The 19,923-nt window shown below is 69.8% G+C and carries 18 protein-coding genes; all 18 read left to right on the forward strand.

What is annotated here, in order from left to right; all coding sequences use genetic code 11:
* Positions 1-51: 51 nt before the first annotated feature.
* The 18 genes from rpoZ (at position 52) to AKH00_RS01565 (ending at position 19,895) form a co-directional block, all read left to right on the forward strand.
* Positions 52-309 (forward strand): DNA-directed RNA polymerase subunit omega, encoded by a 258-nt coding sequence (rpoZ, locus tag AKH00_RS01480; RefSeq protein ID WP_045258544.1) that lies wholly within the window; start codon positions 52-54, stop codon positions 307-309.
* A 92-nt stretch (positions 310-401) separates the two neighbouring features.
* The gene (gene metK, locus AKH00_RS01485) at positions 402-1,595 is read left to right on the forward strand and encodes a methionine adenosyltransferase (RefSeq protein ID WP_050720951.1); all 1,194 of its coding nucleotides are present in this window, start codon (positions 402-404) and stop codon (positions 1,593-1,595) included.
* A gap of 7 nt (positions 1,596-1,602) precedes the next feature.
* The gene (locus tag AKH00_RS01490; protein ID WP_050720952.1) at positions 1,603-3,561 is read left to right on the forward strand and encodes a hypothetical protein; all 1,959 of its coding nucleotides are present in this window, start codon (positions 1,603-1,605) and stop codon (positions 3,559-3,561) included.
* Between the two features lie 53 nt (positions 3,562-3,614).
* The gene (gene fmt, locus AKH00_RS01495; protein ID WP_050720953.1) at positions 3,615-4,541 is read left to right on the forward strand and encodes a methionyl-tRNA formyltransferase; all 927 of its coding nucleotides are present in this window, start codon (positions 3,615-3,617) and stop codon (positions 4,539-4,541) included.
* 152 nt (positions 4,542-4,693) lie between these two features.
* Complete coding sequence (locus tag AKH00_RS01500) at positions 4,694-6,082, forward strand: RsmB/NOP family class I SAM-dependent RNA methyltransferase (protein ID WP_050720954.1); 1,389 nt, start codon at positions 4,694-4,696, stop codon at positions 6,080-6,082.
* Positions 6,083-6,086: 4 nt separating this feature from the next.
* The gene (gene rpe / locus AKH00_RS01505; protein WP_082297342.1) at positions 6,087-6,767 is read left to right on the forward strand and encodes a ribulose-phosphate 3-epimerase; all 681 of its coding nucleotides are present in this window, start codon (positions 6,087-6,089) and stop codon (positions 6,765-6,767) included.
* Entirely contained in the window at positions 6,764-7,027 is a 264-nt protein-coding gene (locus AKH00_RS01510) for a phosphoribosyl-ATP diphosphatase (protein ID WP_050720955.1), read from the forward strand. The genes rpe and AKH00_RS01510 overlap by 4 nt, the downstream gene beginning before the upstream one ends.
* Before the next feature lie 39 nt (positions 7,028-7,066).
* The gene (hisG, locus tag AKH00_RS01515) at positions 7,067-7,909 is read left to right on the forward strand and encodes an ATP phosphoribosyltransferase (protein WP_050720956.1); all 843 of its coding nucleotides are present in this window, start codon (positions 7,067-7,069) and stop codon (positions 7,907-7,909) included.
* A complete protein-coding gene (hisF, locus tag AKH00_RS01520; protein ID WP_050720957.1) occupies positions 7,909-8,670 on the forward strand; it encodes an imidazole glycerol phosphate synthase subunit HisF in 762 nt (253 codons plus the stop codon). Before hisG ends, hisF begins: the two co-directional genes overlap by 1 nt.
* Complete coding sequence (gene hisI, locus AKH00_RS01525; RefSeq protein ID WP_050720958.1) at positions 8,667-9,026, forward strand: phosphoribosyl-AMP cyclohydrolase; 360 nt, start codon at positions 8,667-8,669, stop codon at positions 9,024-9,026. The genes hisF and hisI overlap by 4 nt, the downstream gene beginning before the upstream one ends.
* Entirely contained in the window at positions 9,023-9,613 is a 591-nt protein-coding gene (locus AKH00_RS01530; protein ID WP_050720959.1) for a Trp biosynthesis-associated membrane protein, read from the forward strand. The genes hisI and AKH00_RS01530 overlap by 4 nt, the downstream gene beginning before the upstream one ends.
* Before the next feature lie 47 nt (positions 9,614-9,660).
* On the forward strand, positions 9,661-9,906 hold the full coding sequence (locus AKH00_RS01535) for an HGxxPAAW family protein (RefSeq protein ID WP_050720960.1): 246 nt from the start codon (positions 9,661-9,663) through the stop codon (positions 9,904-9,906).
* Positions 9,906-10,679, forward strand: a complete 774-nt coding sequence (trpC, locus tag AKH00_RS01540; RefSeq protein WP_050720961.1) for an indole-3-glycerol phosphate synthase TrpC — start codon at positions 9,906-9,908, stop codon at positions 10,677-10,679. Before AKH00_RS01535 ends, trpC begins: the two co-directional genes overlap by 1 nt.
* Positions 10,679-11,947, forward strand: coding sequence for a tryptophan synthase subunit beta (gene trpB, locus AKH00_RS01545; RefSeq protein WP_050720962.1), 1,269 nt, complete (start codon positions 10,679-10,681; stop codon positions 11,945-11,947). Before trpC ends, trpB begins: the two co-directional genes overlap by 1 nt.
* A complete protein-coding gene (gene trpA, locus AKH00_RS01550; RefSeq protein WP_050720963.1) occupies positions 11,944-12,747 on the forward strand; it encodes a tryptophan synthase subunit alpha in 804 nt (267 codons plus the stop codon). The genes trpB and trpA overlap by 4 nt, the downstream gene beginning before the upstream one ends.
* 10 nt (positions 12,748-12,757) lie before the next feature.
* Entirely contained in the window at positions 12,758-13,783 is a 1,026-nt protein-coding gene (gene lgt, locus AKH00_RS01555; RefSeq protein WP_050720964.1) for a prolipoprotein diacylglyceryl transferase, read from the forward strand.
* A gap of 138 nt (positions 13,784-13,921) precedes the next feature.
* Entirely contained in the window at positions 13,922-18,445 is a 4,524-nt protein-coding gene (gltB, locus tag AKH00_RS01560; RefSeq protein WP_152926120.1) for a glutamate synthase large subunit, read from the forward strand.
* The gene (locus tag AKH00_RS01565; RefSeq protein WP_050720966.1) at positions 18,438-19,895 is read left to right on the forward strand and encodes a glutamate synthase subunit beta; all 1,458 of its coding nucleotides are present in this window, start codon (positions 18,438-18,440) and stop codon (positions 19,893-19,895) included. Before gltB ends, AKH00_RS01565 begins: the two co-directional genes overlap by 8 nt.
* Positions 19,896-19,923 lie beyond the last annotated feature (28 nt).

Consider the following 19,923-nt stretch of genomic DNA (forward strand, 5'->3'; position numbering starts at 1 on the left):
CCGTAGCACCGTCTTCGCGACGATTCCGTCGCCTGATCAGGAGGTCCCACCATGGCCGGACACCACAACAAGGGCATCATCGATCCCCCCATCGACAACCTGCTCGACCGCGTGGACTCCAAGTACGAGCTCGTCATCTACGCGGCGAAGCGCGCGCGTCAGATCAACGACTACTACTCGGACCTGCACGAGGGCAACCTCTTCGACAACGTCGGCCCGCTGGTCGACTCCTCCGTCGAGGACAAGCCGCTGACCATCGCCCTGCACGAGATCAACGAGGACAAGCTCCGCCTGCGTCACGCCGAGTGACGTCCCGTGACCGCGTCGCCCGCTGATGTCGGCGGCGCGGTCCACAATGGGGTCCAGCCCCGTCACCCGTCCGATCCCGTCCTGGAGCCCCGATGAGCGCCCTGCGTCTGTTCACGTCCGAGTCCGTCACCGAAGGGCACCCGGACAAGATCTGCGACCAGATCTCGGACAGCATCCTCGACGGCCTCATCGCGAAGGATCCGGGGTCCCGCGTCGCCGTCGAGACCCTCGTGACGACGGGCCTCGTGCACGTCGCGGGGGAGATCCGGACGGACGCGTACGTCGACATCCCGACGATCGTCCGTCAGGTCGTCAACGGCATCGGATACACGTCGAGCGACACCGGCTTCGACGGTGACTCGTGCGGCGTCAGCGTCTCAGTGGGGGAGCAGTCCTCGGACATCGCGCACGGCGTCGACAACGCGCAGGAGCACCGGGACGGGTCGTCGATCGATCCGCTCGACGGCCTCGGCGCGGGCGATCAAGGAATCATGTTCGGTTTCGCGACGAACGAGACGCCGCAGCTCATGCCCATGGCGGCGTGGACCGCGCACCGCATCGCCGAGCGCCTCACCGAGGTGCGTCGTTCCGGTGCCTTGCCGTTCCTCCGTCCGGACGGAAAGACCCAGGTCACTCTCGGCTACGACGGGTTCACGCCGAAGACCGTCGACGCCGTGGTGCTGTCGACGCAGCACAACCCGGACATCTCCCAGGAGGAGATCCAGGCGCAGGTGCGCGAGCACGTGATCGACCCCGTGCTCGCCACGACCGGTCTCGACCTCGACGACGTCACGTACTACATCAACCCCGCAGGTCCCTTCGTGACGGGCGGCCCCAAGGGAGACGCCGGACTCACCGGACGCAAGATCATCATCGACACCTATGGCGGCGCGGCTCGTCACGGTGGCGGTGCCTTCAGCGGGAAGGACCCGTCCAAGGTGGACCGCTCCGGCGCCTATGCGACGCGCTGGGTCGCCAAGAACGCCGTGGCCGCCGGGCTCGCCGACCGCCTCGAGGTTCAGGTCGCCTATGCGATCGGCGTCGCACGTCCGGTCGGCCTGTACGTCGAGACCTTCGGCACCGGCAAGGTCTCCGACGAGGTCATCACCACGGCGATCCTCGACGTGTTCGACCTCCGACCCCAGGCGATCATCGACCACCTCGATCTGCTGCGCCCGATCTACGCGCAGACAGCCGCGTACGGTCACTTCGGCCGCGAGCTCCCCGAGTTCACCTGGGAGCGGACCGACCGCGCAGAGGAACTGCGGCGGGCTGCCGGTCTCTGAGTCGCGCATGGTGACGCAGAGCCGACGCATCGCGCGCGTGCTCCTCGATTCGCCGCTCCCGCAACTGGACCGGCTGTTCGACTACGCGCTGCCCGAAGAGATTGTCGACGTCGCGCCGGGCGCGCGCGTGCGGGTTCCGCTGCGCACCGCAGGGCGCGTCGTGGACGGGTTCATCGTCGAGCTCGACACCGAGAGCGACGCCGATCGCGCGCTGTCCGAGGTCGACACCCTGGTGTCGCCCGTGCCCGTGCTGCCCGAGCGGCTGTACCGACTCGCGCGCAGGGTCGCCGACAGGGCGGCGGGGTCGGCATCCGACATCCTGCGTCTCGTCATCCCCAAGCGCCAGGTGCGCGTCGAGAAGGCGTGGACCGCTGACACGCCGGCGGTCTCCCCATCGGAGGATGCTCGCGAACGCGCGGCGGATCTCGTGTCGCAGTACGACGGGCTCGCCGAGGTACTCGACGCCGGTGGTCGCGCTGCGGTCGAGGCGATCCCCGCAGCGCGCGAGGGCGCGCCTGGATGGGCGGCTCTGCTCGCCGCCTCGGCATCGCGGATGCTCTCGGCGGGACGGTCCAGCATCCTGGTCGTGCCCGATCATCGTGATCTCGATCGGCTGCTGTCGGCGCTCGCACCGGTCCTGCCTCCGGAGTCGATCGTGCGTCACGACTCGCGTCAGACGAACCCGGATCGCTATAGGGCATTCCTCCGCACGCTCGAGGACTCGCCGTGCGTGGTCATCGGCAACCGATCCGCGGTGTACGCACCGGTGCGCGCCGGTCTGGTCGCGATCTGGGATGACGGCGACACGCTGCTGGGGGAGCCGCTCGCGCCCTACGTGCACGCTCGCGACGCGGCGCTGCTGCGTCAGGAGCAGGAAGGCTCAGCGCTCCTGTTCGCGGGCCACACGCGCACCACCGACGTCGAGAGGCTCGTGGCGCGCGGCTGGCTGGAGGATGTGAGAGCCGCCCGCCGCGTTCTGCCGCGGGTCGTGCTGAGCACGCCGCAGGAGATGGAGCAGCCCACCGCCCAGCGGATGCCGTCCTCGGCGTTCCTCGCGACCAGGACCGCCGCCGCGGAGGGACCCGTGCTCGTGCAGGTCTCGCGCCCGGGTTTCGCGCCGTCTCTCGTGTGCGCCGAATGCCGTGCGCCGGCGCGCTGCGCGCACTGCGGCGGCCCGCTCGGGGCGACGCACCGCGGCGCGGTCCCGGTGTGCGGGTGGTGCGGGCGCGGCGCCCGCGCGTGGGCATGCCCGCACTGCTCGTCGACGCAGCTCCGCCTGGCGTCCTCGGGGAGCGAGCGGACCGCGGATGAGCTCGGCAAGGCGTTCCCCGGGATCCGGGTGATCGTCGCCGACTCAGCGCACCCGGTCGAGCGCGTCGCCGACAAGCCGGCGCTCGTCATCGCGACGAGGGGCGCCGAACCCCTCGCGGACGGCGGATACCGCGCGGTCGTGCTGCTCGACGGACCGCGGATGCTGCAGGCACCCGACCTCCGGATCGGCGAAGCGTGTCTGCGCTGGTGGTCGAACGCCGCGGCCCTCGCCGCCCCGGGCGCGCCCGTGCACCTCGTGGGTGTCGACGGCGCTGTCGCCCGCGCCCTCGCGACCTGGACTCAACCCGCCTATGCTCGCGCAGAGCTGGCGGAGCGTGATCCGCTGCACATGCCCCCGGCGGCGCGCGTGGCGCTCGTCGAGGGCTCCGCCGCGGCAGTCGGGCGTGCTCTCGCGTCTCTCCACGAGCTCGCCCTGCCCCCCGACGCTGTGCTCGGACCGGTGCCACTCGAGTCGGACGACGTGCCTCCCCGGGTCCGCGCCCTCGTCCGCTTCGACTACGGCGCGGGCGCCCGCGTGTCGTCCACGCTGCGCGCGGCTGTCGTCTCCGAGGCCATGAGCGCGCGCCGGGGCAAGGGACGCTCGACACGGAGCACTCTCACGGTCCGCCTCGATATCCTCGATCCAGAGCTCTGACCGGCCTCCGCCGATCGGTTCCGTTCGTCCCCGCATCCCTCCGGAGCACCTTCATGCGTCTCGTCTTCGCCGGCACACCCGCCGCCGCCGTTCCCACTCTCCGCCGCCTCGCCTCCGAGCATGACATCGCGGCGGTCATCACGCGTCCGGATGCCCCTCTGGGGCGCAAGCGCGTGCTGACCCCGTCGCCGGTCGCTCAGGCCGCGCACGAGCTCGGTCTGCCGGTGATCCCGGCAGCGCGGCTCGACGAAGAGGCGACCGCGCGCATCTCCTTGCTCGAACCCGAGCTGGGCGTGATCGTCGCGTACGGAGGCCTCGTGCGCGAACCCCTGCTGTCCATCCCGAAGGCCGGGTGGATCAACCTGCACTTCTCCCTGCTGCCGCGATGGCGGGGTGCGGCCCCGGTGCAGCGCGCTCTCATGGCCGGCGACGACAGGATCGGAGCGAGCGTGTTCCAGCTCGTCCCCGCTCTGGACGCGGGCGAGGTCTTCGGGATGCGCGAGGTCGCGGTCCCCGGCGATGCGACGGCGGCGACTGTGCTCGAGATCCTCGCCGCGGACGGAGCGGACCTCACGTCCGAGGTCGTCGCGGGCATCGCAGCGGGCACCGCTCGGGCGGTCCCGCAGGAGGGCGAGGTCACGCTCGCCCCCAAGCTCACCTGGGAGGACGGCGCTCTCGACTGGACGGCTCCGCGCGCAGAGGTCTTCGCCCGCTACCGCGGTGTCACACCGGAGCCGGGCGCGCACACCACCGTCGTCGGGCAGCGGCTCAAGATCCTCGAAGCGAACGTCGACGCCGAGATGGCCGACGTCGCGCTCGCTCCCGGAGAGGTCGCCGCGACGAAGCATGCCGTCCTCATCGGGACCGCGGACGCGCCGCTCGCCGTCACACGCGTGCAGCCCGCGGGCAAGGGCGCGATGCGCGCGGTCGACTGGTGGCGCGGTGTGCACGGCGGCGACGGGACGAGGTTCGGATCATGAGCGAACGCGACCGGATCCGTGGCGGAGCGGAGAACCGACGTCCCCAATCCGACTCCCGACCGGCGCGGCGGAATGCCGGACCATCGGATGACGACCGGAACGGTGGCGCGCGGAACAGGGGTCAGCGCGCTGCGCGGAGCCCGCAGCGCGGAGTGCAGCCTGCACGCCGCGTCGCGTACGACGTGCTGCGTGCGGTGTCCGACTCCGACGCGTACGCCAACCTCATCCTTCCGACGGCGATCGCCGAGGCGGGCCTGACTCCGCAGGACGCGGCGCTCGCGACCGAACTCGCCTACGGGACCCTGCGACGTCGGGGAACGTACGACGCGGTGATCGCGGCCGCCGCCGACCGCTCCGCGGAGGACATCGATCCTGCGGTGCTCGACGCCCTGCGTCTCGCCGCGCACCAGCTCCTCGCGACGCGGGTGGCATCCCATGCGGCCGTGAACGAGTCCGTGAACCTCATCGCCGCGGCCCAGGGGCGCGGAGCGGCGGGCTTCGCGAACGCCGTGCTGCGTCGGATCGCGCGGGAGACGCCCGGACAGTGGGAGGAGCGCATCGAGTCGACGGCGCGGTCGGACGACGAACGCCTCGCCCTGCGTACCGCGCACCCGGTCTGGGTCATCCGGGCACTGCGTCGTGCCCTTGCGGCGGAGGGCCGCGGCGAGGAGCTCGACGATCTCCTCGCCGCCGACAACGTCTCGCCCGAGGTCACCTTGGTCGCGCTGCCCGGGCTCGCCGCCACGGGCGAGCCCCGACGTCCCTTCGCGCCGACCGCCTACGGCTCGCCCGGTGGCGATCCGCACCGCGTCGTGGCCGCCTCCGGTGGCACGGTCCGTGTGCAGGATGAGGGATCGCAGCTGGTCGCCCTCGCTCTCGCGGCCGCGTCGCCGATCCGGGCGGGGGAGCGGTGGCTCGATCTCTGCGCCGGACCCGGGGGCAAGACGGCGCTGCTGGGGGCTGTCGCGCACCAGCACGATGTGCACCTCGAGGCGAACGAGGTCGTGCCGACCAGAGCACGTCTGGTGCGCAAGGCCCTGCGTGCGGTCCCCGGCGACATCGTCGTGCACGAGGCGGACGGGCGTGTCCTCGCCGCTGAGCATCCGGCGGAGTTCGACCGCATCCTCGTCGACGCGCCGTGCACAGGCCTCGGCGCGCTTCGTCGCCGTCCCGAGGCACGCTGGCGCAAGACCCCGGCGGACGTCGCCGATCTCGTGCCGCTCCAGGTCGAGCTCCTGTCCGCCGCTATCGGTGCCCTCGCGCCCGGGGGGATCGTGGCCTACGTGACGTGCTCGCCGCATCTCGCCGAGACCACGGGCGTGGTGCAGGAGATCCTGCGCACCCACGATGACATCACGGAGCTCGACGCTCGCGCCGTCCTCGCCGGAGTCGCGGAATCGCCGATCGATCTCGCCTCCGACGGCTCAGGACGCGTCCAGCTGTGGCCCCACCGGCACGGCACCGACGCGATGTTCCTCGCGCTCCTCCAGCGGCGCGACGCCGCTGCGGACCGCACGACCACGGAAGATCGAGGAGACTAGAGCCGTGGACCTCCCCGACGCACCGCGCATCAATCCCAGCATCCTCGCCGCCGACTTCGTCAACATGCAACGCGACCTCGCACGCATCGCGACGGCAGACTTCGCTCACGTCGACGTCATGGACAACCACTTCGTGCCGAATCTGACGTTCGGTCCGCAGATGGTCGAGCGCATCCAGGCGACGAGCCCGATCCCGCTCGACGTGCATCTCATGATCACGGATCCTGACCGCTGGGCGCCCGCGTACGCGGAGCTGGGGGCGGCGAGCGTGACGTTCCACCTGGAGGCCGCCGCCGACCCGATCTCCCTGGCCCGAGCGCTTCGCGGCATCGGCGCCCGGGCAGGGGTGGCGATCAAGCCGGACACGCCCGCCGAGGGCCTGTACCCCGTGCTGGACGAGTTCGATCAGATCCTGGTGATGACCGTGGAGCCCGGGTTCGGCGGGCAGGGTTTCATGCCCGAGACCATGCCGAAGCTGCGAGCCCTGGCCGATGAGGCGAGGCGCCGCGGGTCGAACGTGTGGCTGCAGGTCGACGGCGGCATCTCGGACGCGACGATCGAGCAGGCGGCTGCTGCCGGGGCCGACACCTTCGTCGCCGGCTCCGCCGTGTACGGTGCGGACGACGTCGAGGCGGCCGTCACCCGGCTCAGGGACCGCGCCAGAGCCGCTAGCCTGGAACCGTGAAGACTTTCGACGAACTGTTCGCCGAGCTCAGCCTCAAGGCCGAGACCCGACCCGAGGGCTCGGGCACGGTCGCGGAGCTCGACGGCGGCGTGCACACGATCGGCAAGAAGATCGTCGAGGAGGCCGCCGAGGTCTGGATGGCGTCCGAATACGAATCCGATGACGCCGCGGCAGAGGAGATCTCGCAGCTGCTGTACCACGTGCAGGTGATGATGCTCGCGAAAGGCCTGACCCTGCAGGACGTCTACCGACATCTGTGATGCGCCCCGCCCCATTCACTCCGAACTGAAGGCTGCACCATGCTGCGCATCGCTGTCCCCAACAAGGGCTCTCTCTCCGAGACGGCCGCCGAGATGCTCGCGGAGGCCGGTTACGCCGGTCGTCGCGATCCCAAGACCCTGCACGTGATCGACCCCGAGAACGACGTCGAGTTCTTCTTCCTGCGCCCCAAGGACATCGCGACGTACGTCGGGTCAGGAGCGATCGACGTCGGCATCACCGGTCGTGATCTCCTGCTCGACGCGCGCATGCCCGGAGCGCGTGAGATCGAGGCGCTCGGCTTCGCCGGCTCGACGTTCCGGTTCGCCGCGCCCTCCGGTCGCTACACGGACGTGTCCGAACTCGACGGTCTGCGCATCGCGACCTCGTACCCCGGTCTCGTCGACGCGTTCCTCGACGAGCGCGGCATCGCCGTGGACCTCGTGCCGCTGGACGGTGCCGTCGAGTCCGCTGTGCGCCTCGGCGTGGCGGATGCCGTCGCCGACGTCGTCGAGACCGGCACGACGCTGCGCCAGGCCGGCCTCGACGTGTTCGGTCCGATCATCCTCGAGTCCGAGGCTGTGCTGATCGCCGGACCGCACGACGCGGAGGGCTCCGAGACGCTCCTCCGTCGCCTGCGCGGGGTGATGGTGGCTCGCCGCTTCGTGATGATCGACTACGATCTCCCCGCAGCCCTCCTCGACGACGCCGTGAAGGTCGCCGGGGGCATCGAGTCGCCGACCGTGTCGCCGCTGCGCGATCCCGAGTGGGTCGCAGTGCGGGTGATGGTGGCGCGCTCGCGCGTGAACCCCGTCATGGACGAGCTGTACGCCCTCGGCGCTCGGGCGATCCTCGTGACGGCGATCCACAACGCGAGGCTCTGATGACGCTCGCCAGCCGCGTCATCCCGTGCCTCGACGTCGCCGAGGGGCGTGTCGTCAAGGGCGTCAACTTCGAGAACCTCCGCGACATGGGCGACCCCGTCGAGCTCGCGCGCCACTACGCCGCGCAGGGAGCGGACGAGATCACCTTCCTCGACGTCACGGCCACGGTCGACGCGCGGGCGACCACGTACGACGTCGTGCAGCGCACGGCCGAACAGGTCTTCGTCCCGCTCACGGTCGGCGGGGGAGTGCGCTCGGTGGACGACGTCGCTCGCCTGCTCGCGGTCGGCGCCGACAAGATCGGCGTCAACTCAGCGGCGATCGCCCGTCCCGACCTCCTCGGCGAGATCGCGGATCGTTTCGGTGCGCAGGTGCTCGTGCTGTCGCTCGACGTCAAGCGTGCGGACACCACCGCGTCCGGCTTCGTCGTCACGACACACGGCGGGCGCACCCAGACCACGCTCGACGCGCTGGAGTGGGCGCGCGAAGCGGCAGAGCGCGGCGCCGGCGAGCTGCTCGTCAACTCGATCGACGCCGACGGCACGCGCGACGGCTTCGACCTCGAGCTCGTGTCGTTGATGCGCGAGATCGCCTCGGTGCCCGTGATCGCCTCGGGCGGAGCGGGGAAGGCCGAGGACTTCGCCCCGGCGATCAAAGCGGGCGCGGATGCCGTTCTCGCCGCGAGCGTCTTCCACACCGGAGCGCTCACGGTCGGCGACGTCAAGGATGCGCTGCGCAGCGAAGGGGTGATCGTCCGGTGAGCACGGTAGACGAACGCATCGGGCAGGTCGCCTTCAACGCCGACGGGCTGGTACCCGCCATCGTGCAGCAGTGGGACACCGCCGAGGTGCTCATGCTCGCCTGGATGGATGCCGAGGCCCTGCGTCGCACCCTCACGAGCGGTCGTGCCGTGTACTGGTCTCGCTCCCGCCAGGAGTACTGGCGGAAGGGCGACACCTCCGGCAACATCCAGGTCGTCCACGAGGCGCGTCTCGACTGCGACGGCGACGCGGTGCTTCTGCGTGTCGACCAGACGGGCCCGGCGTGCCACACCGGCACGCGCACCTGCTTCGACACGACCGACCTGGACGCCGTGGACGGGAGCACCGCCCTATGAGGATCGCTCGTCGCGGGCGCATGATCGGCGTCCTCGGCTTCCTGCTCGCGGGCGCCGTGGGCATCATCTCGTCGACCCAGACGTGGCTCACGGTGGAGCGTGCGGATGCGGGCGAGGCGATCCTGGTTCCCGGCGCGTCCGCGCTCCCGCTGCTCGCGCCGCTGAGCCTGGCCGTACTGGCACTCGGCGTCGCGATGTCGATCGTCGGCCCTGTGCTCCGTCTCGTGTTCGGCATCCTGGGGCTGGCGACCGGCCTGTTCCTGGCGTGGACCACGGTGCAGCTGTTCCTCGCCGAGCCGCTCGCGGCGGTGCGAACCACGGTCACGGAGACCACGGGCCTGGCCGGTGATGCCGCCGTCGCGGACGTCGTGCGCGGCATCGCGCTCTCGGCGTGGCCTGTCATCGCCCTCGTCGGCTGGGTCGTGCTGATCCTCGCATCCGTCGTCGTGGTCCTCACCTGGCGCCGCTGGAAGACCGGAGGACGGCGCTATCGCACCGACGCGCCGCACGGCACCGAGAGCAGCGGGCCCGTCGACGCGATCGATTCCTGGGACGACCTGTCGCGCGGAACCGATCCGACACGCTGACCCCGATAGACTGAACCCGATCCCGCACGCCGTCCCCGGAGGAGACCATGACCAACCCGATCGCCGACCCCGGCCACGGACACTCGCCTGCAGCCTGGACGGCCGTCATCATCATGCTGGTCGGATTCACGATCGGCACGGTCGGCTTCTGCTTCGCCGAGTTCAGCCCGCTGTGGGTCTCGCTGATCTGGATCGGCGCCGCGCTCATCCCCGTGGGCGCCGTCGCCGGCTGGGTCCTGGCCCGTGCCGGATACGGCGTGAAGGGTCCCAAGTACTCGCCGAAGGCGCACTAGTGGTCCTCGCCGACCTCACGGCCGGCGCAGTCGCAGACGCGGAACGCCGCTCCCTCACGCGGCCGCTGGCTGAGGTGGAGCGCAACGCGCTGGAGCGCCCCGCTGCCAAGGACGCCCTGTCGTTCCTCGCCCCGACCGACCGGGTGAAGATCATCGCGGAGGTGAAGCGCGCGAGCCCCTCGCGCGGCGCCCTCGCCGACATCCCCGATCCCGCCCACCAGGCGTCCCTGTACGAGACGGGCGGTGCCTCGGCGATCAGCGTGTTGACCGAGGAGCGCCGTTTCGGGGGCAGCCTCGCCGACCTCGAGGCCGTGACCGCGCGGGTGTCCCTCCCGGTGCTCCGCAAGGACTTCATCGCCACGCGCTACCAGGTGCTGGAGGCGAGGGCGGCAGGCGCCGACCTCGTCCTGCTCATCGTCGCGGGCCTCGAGCCTGCGGTGCTGCAGGACCTCTTCGGCTTCATCGGCGACCTCGGCATGACGCCGCTCGTCGAGACGCATTCGGCCGACGAACTCGAGGCGGCGATCGACCTGGGTGCGCCGCTGATCGGCGTGAACGCGCGTGACCTGAAGACGCTCGAACTCGACCGCGACCTGTTCGGGCGTCTCGTCGACCGCATCCCCGACACCGCCGTGAAGATCGCGGAATCGGCGGTGCTCACCCCCGACGACGTCGTGCACTACCGCTCCGCGGGCGCCGACGTCGTGCTGATCGGCGAGGCGCTCGTGACCGGCGACCCCGTCGCCACCCTCAAGACCTTCCTGGAGGCGTGATGAGTCTGCGAGAACAGCACGGTCCGCTGTTCGGCGAGTACGGCGGGCGCTACATGCCCGAGTCGCTGATCGCCGCGATCGACGAACTGACCGAGGCGTACGCCGAAGCGATCGCCGATCCGGCGTTCCGCGCGGAGCTCGCCGAGCTCCTCGGCTCCTACGCGGGTCGGCCGTCGCCGATCACGGAGGTCGCTCGTTTCGCCGAGCATGCCGGGGGTGCCCGGGTCTTCCTCAAGCGCGAGGACCTCAACCACACGGGTTCTCACAAGATCAACAACGTGCTGGGACAGGCTCTGCTCACGAAGCGCCTGGGCAAGACGCGCGTGATCGCCGAGACCGGTGCCGGGCAGCACGGCGTCGCGACCGCCACCGCCGCCGCACTGTTCGGACTCGACTGCACGATCTACATGGGCGAGGTCGACACCGAGCGCCAGGCGCTCAACGTCGCGCGGATGCGTCTCCTCGGCGCCGAGGTCGTGCCCGTCACCTCGGGGTCGCGCACGCTCAAGGATGCGATCAACGACGCCTACCGTGACTGGGTCGCGACGGTCGAGACGACCAATTACATCTTCGGGACGGCTGCGGGGCCGCATCCGTTCCCGGCGATGGTCCGCGACTTCCAGAAGGTGATCGGCGAGGAGGCGCGCCAGCAGCTGCTCGACGAGGTCGGACGCCTGCCCGACGCCGTGATCGCCTGCGTGGGCGGTGGCTCCAATGCCATCGGCATGTTCGATGCCTTCCTCGACGACGAGGGCGTGAAGCTCTACGGCGTCGAGGCAGCCGGCGACGGCGTCGACACGCCGAAGCACGCCGCATCGATCGAGCGGGGACGCCCCGGCGTGCTGCACGGCGCGAAGACCTACGTCCTGCAGGACGAGGACGGCCAGACGATCGAGTCCCACTCCATCTCCGCAGGTCTCGACTACCCGGGCGTCGGCCCGGAGCACTCCTGGCTCGCCGACATCGGTCGCGCGGAGTACATCCCCGCGACGGACGACGAGGCCATGCAGGCGCTGCGTCTACTGAGCCGCACGGAGGGCATCATCCCGGCGATCGAATCCGCCCACGCCCTCGCCGGCGCGCTGCGTCTGGGGCGCGAGATGGGGCCGGATGCCGTCCTCGCGGTGTGCCTCTCGGGTCGCGGAGACAAGGACATGGACACCGCCGCACGCTATTTCCACCTGTACGACGAGGCGGCACGCGAGCACGACGTCGCCGAGGAGACCGCCGCGGAGGACGCGGCCTCGAAGGGGGAGCCCCAGCTATGAGCCGCGTGGAAGAGGCCATCGCGGCCGCGCACGCCGCCGGGCGCAGCGCCTTCGTGGGCTACCTGCCCGTCGGATTCCCCGACCTCGAGACCAGCATCCAGGCAGCGATCACGCTCGCCGAGAACGGTGTCGACATCATCGAGCTCGGCCCGCCGTACAGCGATCCCGTGATGGACGGCGCCGTGATCCAGGAGGCCACGACCGCGGCCCTCGCGAACGGCTTCAAGATGAAGGACCTGTTCACCGCGGTGCGTGCCATCACAGCGGCGACGGACGTCCCCGTGCTCGTCATGACCTACTGGAACCCGGTCTTCCAGTACGGCGTCGACCGGTACGCCGACGACCTCCTCGCCGCCGGCGGCGCAGGGCTCATCACACCCGATGTCACGCCCGAGGCCGCAGGAGAGTGGATCGCCGCGAGCGAGCGCACCGGACTCGACCGCGTGTTCCTCGCCGCGCCGACCTCGTCGGACGAGCGCCTCGACCTCGTCGTGAAGTCCTCGACCGGGTTCGTCTACACCGTCTCGACCATGGGTATCACGGGCGAACGCGCCGAGCTCGACCGCGCCGCTCGCACTCTCGTCGGGCGCCTCCGCGACCACGGTGCGGCTCGGGCCTGCGTCGGCATCGGCATCTCGACCGCCGAGCAGATCGCCGGTGTCTCCGAGTACGCGGACGGCGCGATCGTCGGCACTGCCTTCGTCCGGGCCCTCCGCGACGGCGGACTCCCCGCTCTCGCGGACGTCACCCGCACCCTGGCCTCCGGCACGTCGTCGGCACACGCCACCACCTCGAACTAGAATCGCACTCATGTCCCTCGCGCTCCACAGCTTCACCGGCGTGCTCGCCAGCATCCCCAGTCCTCCCGTGTCGTACATCGACCTCGGCCCGCTGCGGATCCACTTCTACGCGCTGTGCATCATCGCCGGCATCATCGCGGCGGTCCTCCTGACCAACCATCGTCTGTCGCGTCGGGGAGCGGAGCCGTGGGTCGTGATCGACATCTCGATCCTGGCGGTGCCCCTCGCGATCATCGGGGCGCGGATCTTCCACGTGCTCACCCACCCCGGGTTCTACTTCGGCGAGGGCAAGAACACGTGGAACCCCTTCGAGCCCGGTTCGGTGTGGGCGATCTGGGAGGGCGGCATCGCGATCTTCGGTGCGCTGATCGGCGGCGCTGTGGGTGCCTACCTCGGCTGCCGGTGGACCGGAATCCGCTTCTGGACCTTCGCCGACGCGCTCGCTCCCGGTCTCCTGCTCGCTCAGGCCATGGGACGCTTCGGCAACTGGTTCAACCACGAGCTCTTCGGTCTTCCGACCGACCTTCCTTGGGGTCTGGAGATCGAGTCGACGAACTCCGCCTTCCCTCCGGGGCTGCCCGAGGGAACGCTGTTCCACCCGACCTTCCTCTACGAGGTCATCTGGAACGGACTGGGCGTCATCGTCCTGCTCTGGATCAGCCGCAAGGTCACCAGTCTGCAGTGGGGCAAGACTTTCGCGATCTACCTGATCTGGTACTCCGCGGGCCGCATCCTCTGGGAGTCGATCCGCATCGATCCCAGCGAGATCTATCTCGGCCTCCGCAGCAACGTATGGGCAGCGATCATCGGCGTCATCGTCGGCCTCGCGATCCTGATCGTCCAGTCGCGTCGCCACCCCGGCCTGGAGCCGTCTCCGTACCAGCCGGGTCGCGGACGGAAGGATCTGGACCCTGATGTAGACTCGCAGGACAATCCCTCCGACTTCGTGGACCTGAGTGAGCCTCCGTCCGAAGAAGTCGCCGCAGGAGCCAGCGCCACAAGCACCGCTCCCACGGACGCGGACGGCTCCCGATAACAGCCGACCGGTCCGTGAGGACCCCATCGCATCCACCCGGCCAATGACGTCCCCGGGTTCTCCGCAGATCTGAGGACGGTTCAGGTGTATTTTCAGCCTCCCCACGGCGCGTCCGGCGCCTACCCGCCGAAGCAGGGCATGTACAACCCGGCGTTCGAGAAGGACGCCTGCGGCCTGGCCATGGTCGCGACCCTGCGCGGCGAAGCCGGGCACGACATCATCGCGCTCGCGCTGCAGGCCCTTCGCAACCTGGAGCACCGCGGAGCGATCGGCTCCGATGCGGGAACGGGTGACGGCGCCGGCATCCTCACTCAGATGCCGGACGCGTTCCTCCGTGCGGTGACGGATTTCGAACTGCCGCCGGTCGGGGAGTACGCCGCCGGGCTGGCTTTCCTCCCGCGCGACTCGAGCGTCCGCCGCGAGCAGAAGGCGGGGATCGAGAAGATCGCGCGGTCCGAAGGCCTCCGCGTCCTCGGCTGGCGCGAGGTCCCGACCGCCAACGAGAACCTCGGCAAGCTCGCCGACGAGGCACGACCCGCCTTCGAGCAGCTCTTCGTGAGCGCCGGCGGGGGCTCTCACGCGGACGCCCCGCTGACAGGCATCGCGCTCGACCGGGTCGCCTACCGTCTGCGCAAGCGGGCCGGCCACGAGCTCGGAGCGTACTTCGTCTCGCTGTCGGCGCGGACCCTCGGCTACAAGGGCATGGTCACCACCCTCCAGCTCGAGCCGTTCTACCCCGACCTGCAGGACGAGCGCTTCATGTCGGAGCTCGCCGTCGTGCACTCCCGGTACTCGACGAACACCTTCCCGTCGTGGCCGCTCGCGCAGCCGCTGCGCATGCTCGCGCACAACGGGGAGATCAACACGGTCGGCGGCAACCGCAACTGGATGCGCGCGCGCCAGTCGCAGCTCGAGTCCGAGCTGCTCGGTGATGTCGCCCCGCTGCTCCCCATCTGCACCGACGGCGCGAGCGACTCGGCGTCCTTCGATGAGGTCCTCGAGCTCCTGACCCTCACGGGCCGCAGCCTGCCGCACGCCATCATGATGATGGTCCCCGAGGCCTACGAGAAGCAGTCGGACATCGCCCCCGAGCTGCGCTCGTTCTACGAATACCACTCGAACCAGATGGAGCCGTGGGACGGCCCCGCAGCCCTGATCTTCACCGACGGCACGCTCGTCGGCGCGACACTCGACCGCAACGGCCTCCGCCCCGGACGATGGACCGAGACGACGGACGGGCTGATCGTGATCGGCTCCGAGACCGGCGTGCTCACGTTCGAGCCCGAGCGGATCAAGCGTCGCGGACGTCTGCAGCCCGGCAAGATGTTCCTGGTCGACACCGCGCAGCAGCGGATCATCGAGGACGAGGAGATCAAGCGCGACCTCGCCACGATGCACCCGTGGCAGGAGTGGCTGGATGCCGGGTCCGTGCGACTCGCGGACCTCCCTGAGCGCGAGCACATCGTGCACCCGCCCGCTTCGATCACGCGTCGTCAGCGCACCTTCGGGTACACGGAGGAAGAGGTCCGGATCCTCCTCACCCCGATGGGGCAGACGGGCGTGGAGCCCCTCGGAGCGATGGGGTCCGACACTCCGATCGCGGTGCTGAGCAAGCGTCCGCGTCTGCTGTTCGACTACTTCACCCAGCAGTTCGCGCAGGTCACGAACCCGCCGCTGGACTCCATCCGCGAAGAGGTCGTCACGAGCCTCAAGCTCGGGCTCGGCCCCGAGAGCAACCTGCTCACCTGGGGCCCCGACCACACGCGCACGGTATCGCTCGACTTCCCGGTGATCGACAACGACGAGCTGGCGAAGATCAGGCACATCGACAAGGCGCTGCCCGACCGTTCGAGCGAGACGATCAAGGGTCTGTACCACTTCGACGTCGGCTCCAACACGCTCGAGAAGCGTCTCGAGGAGATGTGCGTCGAGGTCGACGAGGCGATCGAGCGCGGCGCGGAGTTCATCATCCTGTCCGACCGCGACTCCAATAAGGATCTGACCCCGATCCCGTCGCTTCTCATGGTGTCGGCCGTGCATCACCACCTCATCCGGCGCGAGAACCGGATGAAGGTCGGTCTGATCGTCGAAGCCGGCGATGTGCGCGAGGTCCACCACGTCGCAACGCTGATCGGCTACGGCGCGTCCGCCGTGAACCCCTATCTCGCGATGGAGACGGTCGAGCACCTCGTGCGCACCGGCTACATCACCGGCATCAGCCCCGAGAAGGCGGTCAAGAACCTCATCTACGCGCTCGGCAAGGGCGTGCTGAAGATCATGTCGAAGATGGGCATCTCCACCGTGTCGTCCTACGCCGGCGCGCAGGTGTTCGAGGCCGTGGGCCTGAGCGAGGAGTTCATCGACAAGTACTTCACGCGCACGGAGTCCAAGCTCGGGGGCATCGGCATCGCCGAGATCTTCGCCGAGAACCAGGCCCGTCACGACTACGCCTACCCGGAGGATGCCGCGGCGCGCGCACACGAGCGTCTGTGGACGGGCGGGGAGTACCAGTGGCGCCGAGACGGCTCGCCCCACCTGTTCAACCCCGAGACGGTGTTCAAACTGCAGCATGCGACGCGTGAGCGTCGCTACGACATCTTCCGCGACTACACGCGTCTCGTGGACGACCAGGCCGCCGAGCTGAAGACCCTTCGTGGTCTCTTCACCCTGCGCACAGGCACCCGCAAGCCCGTGCCGCTCGACGAGGTCGAGCCGGTGTCGGCGATCGTCAAGCGCTTCTCCACGGGAGCGATGAGCTACGGCTCGATCTCCAAGGAGGCGCACGAGACGCTCGCCATCGCCATGAACCGGATCGGCGGCAAGTCGAACACCGGCGAGGGCGGAGAGGATGCCGACCGTCTGGTGGATCCCGAGCGCCGCAGCGCGATCAAGCAGGTCGCCTCCGGACGTTTCGGCGTCACGAGCCTGTACCTGACCGAGGCCGACGACATCCAGATCAAGCTCGCTCAGGGCGCCAAGCCCGGCGAGGGCGGTCAGCTGCCGCCGCAGAAGGTCTACCCGTGGGTCGCGCGGACACGCGGCGGCACGCCCGGTGTCGGGCTCATCTCGCCGCCGCCGCACCACGACATCTACTCGATCGAGGACTTGAAGCAGCTGATCTTCGACCTGAAGCGGGCGAACCCCGAGGCGCGGATCCACACCAAGCTCGTGAGCCAGTCGGGAATCGGCGCGGTGTCGGCCGGCGTCGCGAAGGCGCTCAGCGACGTCATCCTGGTGTCCGGTCACGATGGCGGCACGGGTGCCAGCCCGATGAATTCGCTCAAGCACGCCGGAACGCCCTGGGAGCTCGGTCTCGCGGAGACGCAGCAGACGCTCATGCTCAACGGCATGCGCGACCGCGTCGTCGTGCAGGTCGACGGCCAGCTCAAGACCGGCCGCGACGTCGTCATCGGCGCGCTGCTGGGTGCGGAGGAGTTCGGATTCGCCACCGCTCCGCTCGTCGTGAGCGGCTGCATCATGATGCGCGTCTGCCACCTCGACACGTGCCCGGTCGGCGTCGCGACGCAGAACCCGGTCCTGCGCGAACGCTTCACGGGCAAGCCCGAGTTCGTCGTGAACTTCATGGAGTTCATCGCGGAGGAGGTGCGAGAACTGCTCGCGGAGCTGGGCTTCCGCTCACTCGACGAGATCATCGGACGCGCCGAGTTCATCGAGGTCGACGCCGCCGTCCAGCACTGGAAGGCCGAGGGTCTCGACCTCAGCCCCGTGCTCGACGGACCCGCGTTCCCGGCGAGCGAGCCTCGCCGCAGCCGGCGCGCCCAGGATCACGAACTCGACAAGCATTTCGATGTGCAGCTGATCGACGTCGCGGGGCCCGCGTTGCTGAACGCCGAGCCCGTCGTCGTCGAGCTTCCGATCGCCAACACCGAGCGCGCAGTCGGCACGATGCTCGGCCACCAGGTGACCTCGCGTCACGGCGCCGCGGGGCTGCCTCGCGGCACGATCGACGTGACCCTGCACGGCACCGCGGGCCAGTCCCTCGGCGCGTTCCTCCCGTCGGGCATCGTGCTGCGCCTCGAGGGCGACGCGAACGACTACGTCGGCAAGGGTCTCTCCGGCGGCGACATCACGGTCCGGCCGCCGCGCGGCTCGTCCATCGTGCCGCAGGAGAACGTGATCGCCGGAAACGTGATCGGCTACGGCGCCACCTCGGGGACCATGTTCCTCTCCGGCGTCGTGGGGGAGCGGTTCCTGGTGCGCAACTCCGGTGCCACGGCCGTCGTCGAGGGCGTGGGCGACCACGCACTCGAGTACATGACCGGAGGCGTCGCGGTGATCCTCGGCACCACGGGGCGCAACCTCGGCGCCGGTATGTCCGGAGGTGTGGCGTACATCCGCTCGCTCGAAGCGGGCAAGATCAACGCGCAGTCTCTCGGCAGCGGGGAGCTGATGCTCGAACCGCTCGACCGTGCCGATCTCGAAGTGCTGCGCAGCCTGATCGCAGAGCACGTGGAGCGGACGGCGTCGCCGCTCGGCTCCGACATCCTCGCCCGATTCGACGAGATCTCGGGCGAGTTCACCAAGGTGCTTCCCCGCGACTTCGCCGCGGTGCGCACCATGCGAGACGAAGCCGTCGCCGAGGGCATCGACCCCGACGGCGACGTCGTCTGGAACCGGATCCTGGAGGTGACCGGTGGCTGATCCCAAAGGTTTTCTGAAGGTCACGGAGCGCGAGCTCCCGGCCCGTCGTCCCGTCCCGGTGCGCATCATGGACTGGAAAGAGGTCTATGAGGCCGGCGACCAGGCTGTGCTCAAGCGCCAGGCTGGACGCTGCATGGACTGCGGCGTGCCGTTCTGCCATCAGGGCTGCCCGTTGGGCAACTTGATCCCGGAGTGGAACGACCTCACCTGGCGCGGCGAGGGTCGCGCGGCAATCGACCGCCTGCACGCGACGAACAACTTCCCGGAGTTCACGGGGCGACTGTGCCCCGCCCCCTGCGAGAGCTCGTGCGTACTGGGAATCAACCAGCCCGCGGTCACGATCAAGCAGATCGAGCAGTCGATCATCGACGAGGCGTTCGCGAAGGGCTGGGTCGAGCCTCAGCCGCCCGCTCGTTTGACCGGCAAGACAGTCGCCGTCGTGGGGTCCGGCCCGGCGGGCCTCGCCGCGGCCCAGCAGCTCACCCGCGCCGGCCACACCGTCGCCGTGTTCGAGCGCGACGACCGCATCGGCGGTCTGATGCGTTACGGCATCCCGGACTTCAAGATGGAGAAGGGACAGCTCGAGGCTCGTCTGCGCCAGATGCAGGAGGAGGGCACGCGGTTCCGTGCCGGCGTCGAGATCGGCAAGGACATCACCTGGTCCGATCTCCGCGCACGTTACGACGCCGTGGTGATCGCCACCGGCGCGACGGTGCCCCGCGACCTGCCGATCCCCGGGCGCGACCTCGACGGCGTCCATTTCGCAATGGAGTACCTCGTCGAGTCCAACCATGCGGTGGCCGGCGACAAGGTCACCGAGCAGATCACCGCCGAGGGCAAGCACGTCATCGTGATCGGCGGCGGTGACACCGGAGCGGACTGCATCGGCACCGCGCATCGCCAGGGCGCGTTGAGCGTCACCAACCTCGCGATCGGCAAGCAGCCGGGAACCGAGCGGCCCGCGCACCAGCCGTGGCCGATGATGCCGACCGTCTTCGAGGTGTCATCCGCGCACGAGGAGGGCGGTGAGCGCGTATTCCTCGCGTCGACCGTCGAGTTCCTGGCGAACGAGGTCGGCGAGGTCCGCGCCCTGCGCGTGGCGGAGACCGAGTACATCGACGGACGCCGGGTCCCCAAGAGCGGCACCGAGCGGGAGATCCCCGCGGACCTCGTGCTGATCGCGATGGGCTTCACTGGTCCGGAGCAGGACGGCTTCACGGAGGACACCCGTCCGCAGGTGACCGACCGCGGTGCGTTCCGCCGTGACGACAGCTACGAGTCGACCATTCCCGGCGTGTTCGTGGCCGGTGACGCGGGTCGTGGCCAGTCGCTCATCGTGTGGGCGATCGCCGAAGGCCGCGCAGCCGCTGCGAACGTGGACCGCTTCCTGATGGGCGACACCGTGCTGCCGGAGCCGGTGCGTCCGCACGAAGTCGCGATCGCCCTCTAGCCCGCGTAGGCTGAGCGCGGCACCGTCG

Origin of the sequence: Microbacterium sp. GCS4 (assembly GCF_001262495.1) — a bacterium.
Classification (GTDB): domain Bacteria; phylum Actinomycetota; class Actinomycetes; order Actinomycetales; family Microbacteriaceae; genus Microbacterium.

What these genes read in the sequence shown, in the direction of transcription:
- rpoZ (WP_045258544.1), top strand. Translation starts at nt 52, where the DNA reads ATGGCCGGACACCACAACAAGGGCATCATCGATCCCCCCATCGACAAC.
- metK (WP_050720951.1), top strand. Translation starts at nt 402, where the DNA reads ATGAGCGCCCTGCGTCTGTTCACGTCCGAGTCCGTCACCGAAGGGCAC.
- AKH00_RS01490 (WP_050720952.1), top strand. Translation starts at nt 1,603, where the DNA reads ATGGTGACGCAGAGCCGACGCATCGCGCGCGTGCTCCTCGATTCGCCG.
- fmt (WP_050720953.1), top strand. Translation starts at nt 3,615, where the DNA reads ATGCGTCTCGTCTTCGCCGGCACACCCGCCGCCGCCGTTCCCACTCTC.
- hisG (WP_050720956.1), top strand. Translation starts at nt 7,067, where the DNA reads ATGCTGCGCATCGCTGTCCCCAACAAGGGCTCTCTCTCCGAGACGGCC.
- hisF (WP_050720957.1), top strand. Translation starts at nt 7,909, where the DNA reads ATGACGCTCGCCAGCCGCGTCATCCCGTGCCTCGACGTCGCCGAGGGG.
- AKH00_RS01530 (WP_050720959.1), top strand. Translation starts at nt 9,023, where the DNA reads ATGAGGATCGCTCGTCGCGGGCGCATGATCGGCGTCCTCGGCTTCCTG.
- AKH00_RS01535 (WP_050720960.1), top strand. Translation starts at nt 9,661, where the DNA reads ATGACCAACCCGATCGCCGACCCCGGCCACGGACACTCGCCTGCAGCC.
- trpB (WP_050720962.1), top strand. Translation starts at nt 10,679, where the DNA reads ATGAGTCTGCGAGAACAGCACGGTCCGCTGTTCGGCGAGTACGGCGGG.
- trpA (WP_050720963.1), top strand. Translation starts at nt 11,944, where the DNA reads ATGAGCCGCGTGGAAGAGGCCATCGCGGCCGCGCACGCCGCCGGGCGC.
- lgt (WP_050720964.1), top strand. Translation starts at nt 12,758, where the DNA reads ATGTCCCTCGCGCTCCACAGCTTCACCGGCGTGCTCGCCAGCATCCCC.
- gltB (WP_152926120.1), top strand. Translation starts at nt 13,922, where the DNA reads ATGTACAACCCGGCGTTCGAGAAGGACGCCTGCGGCCTGGCCATGGTC.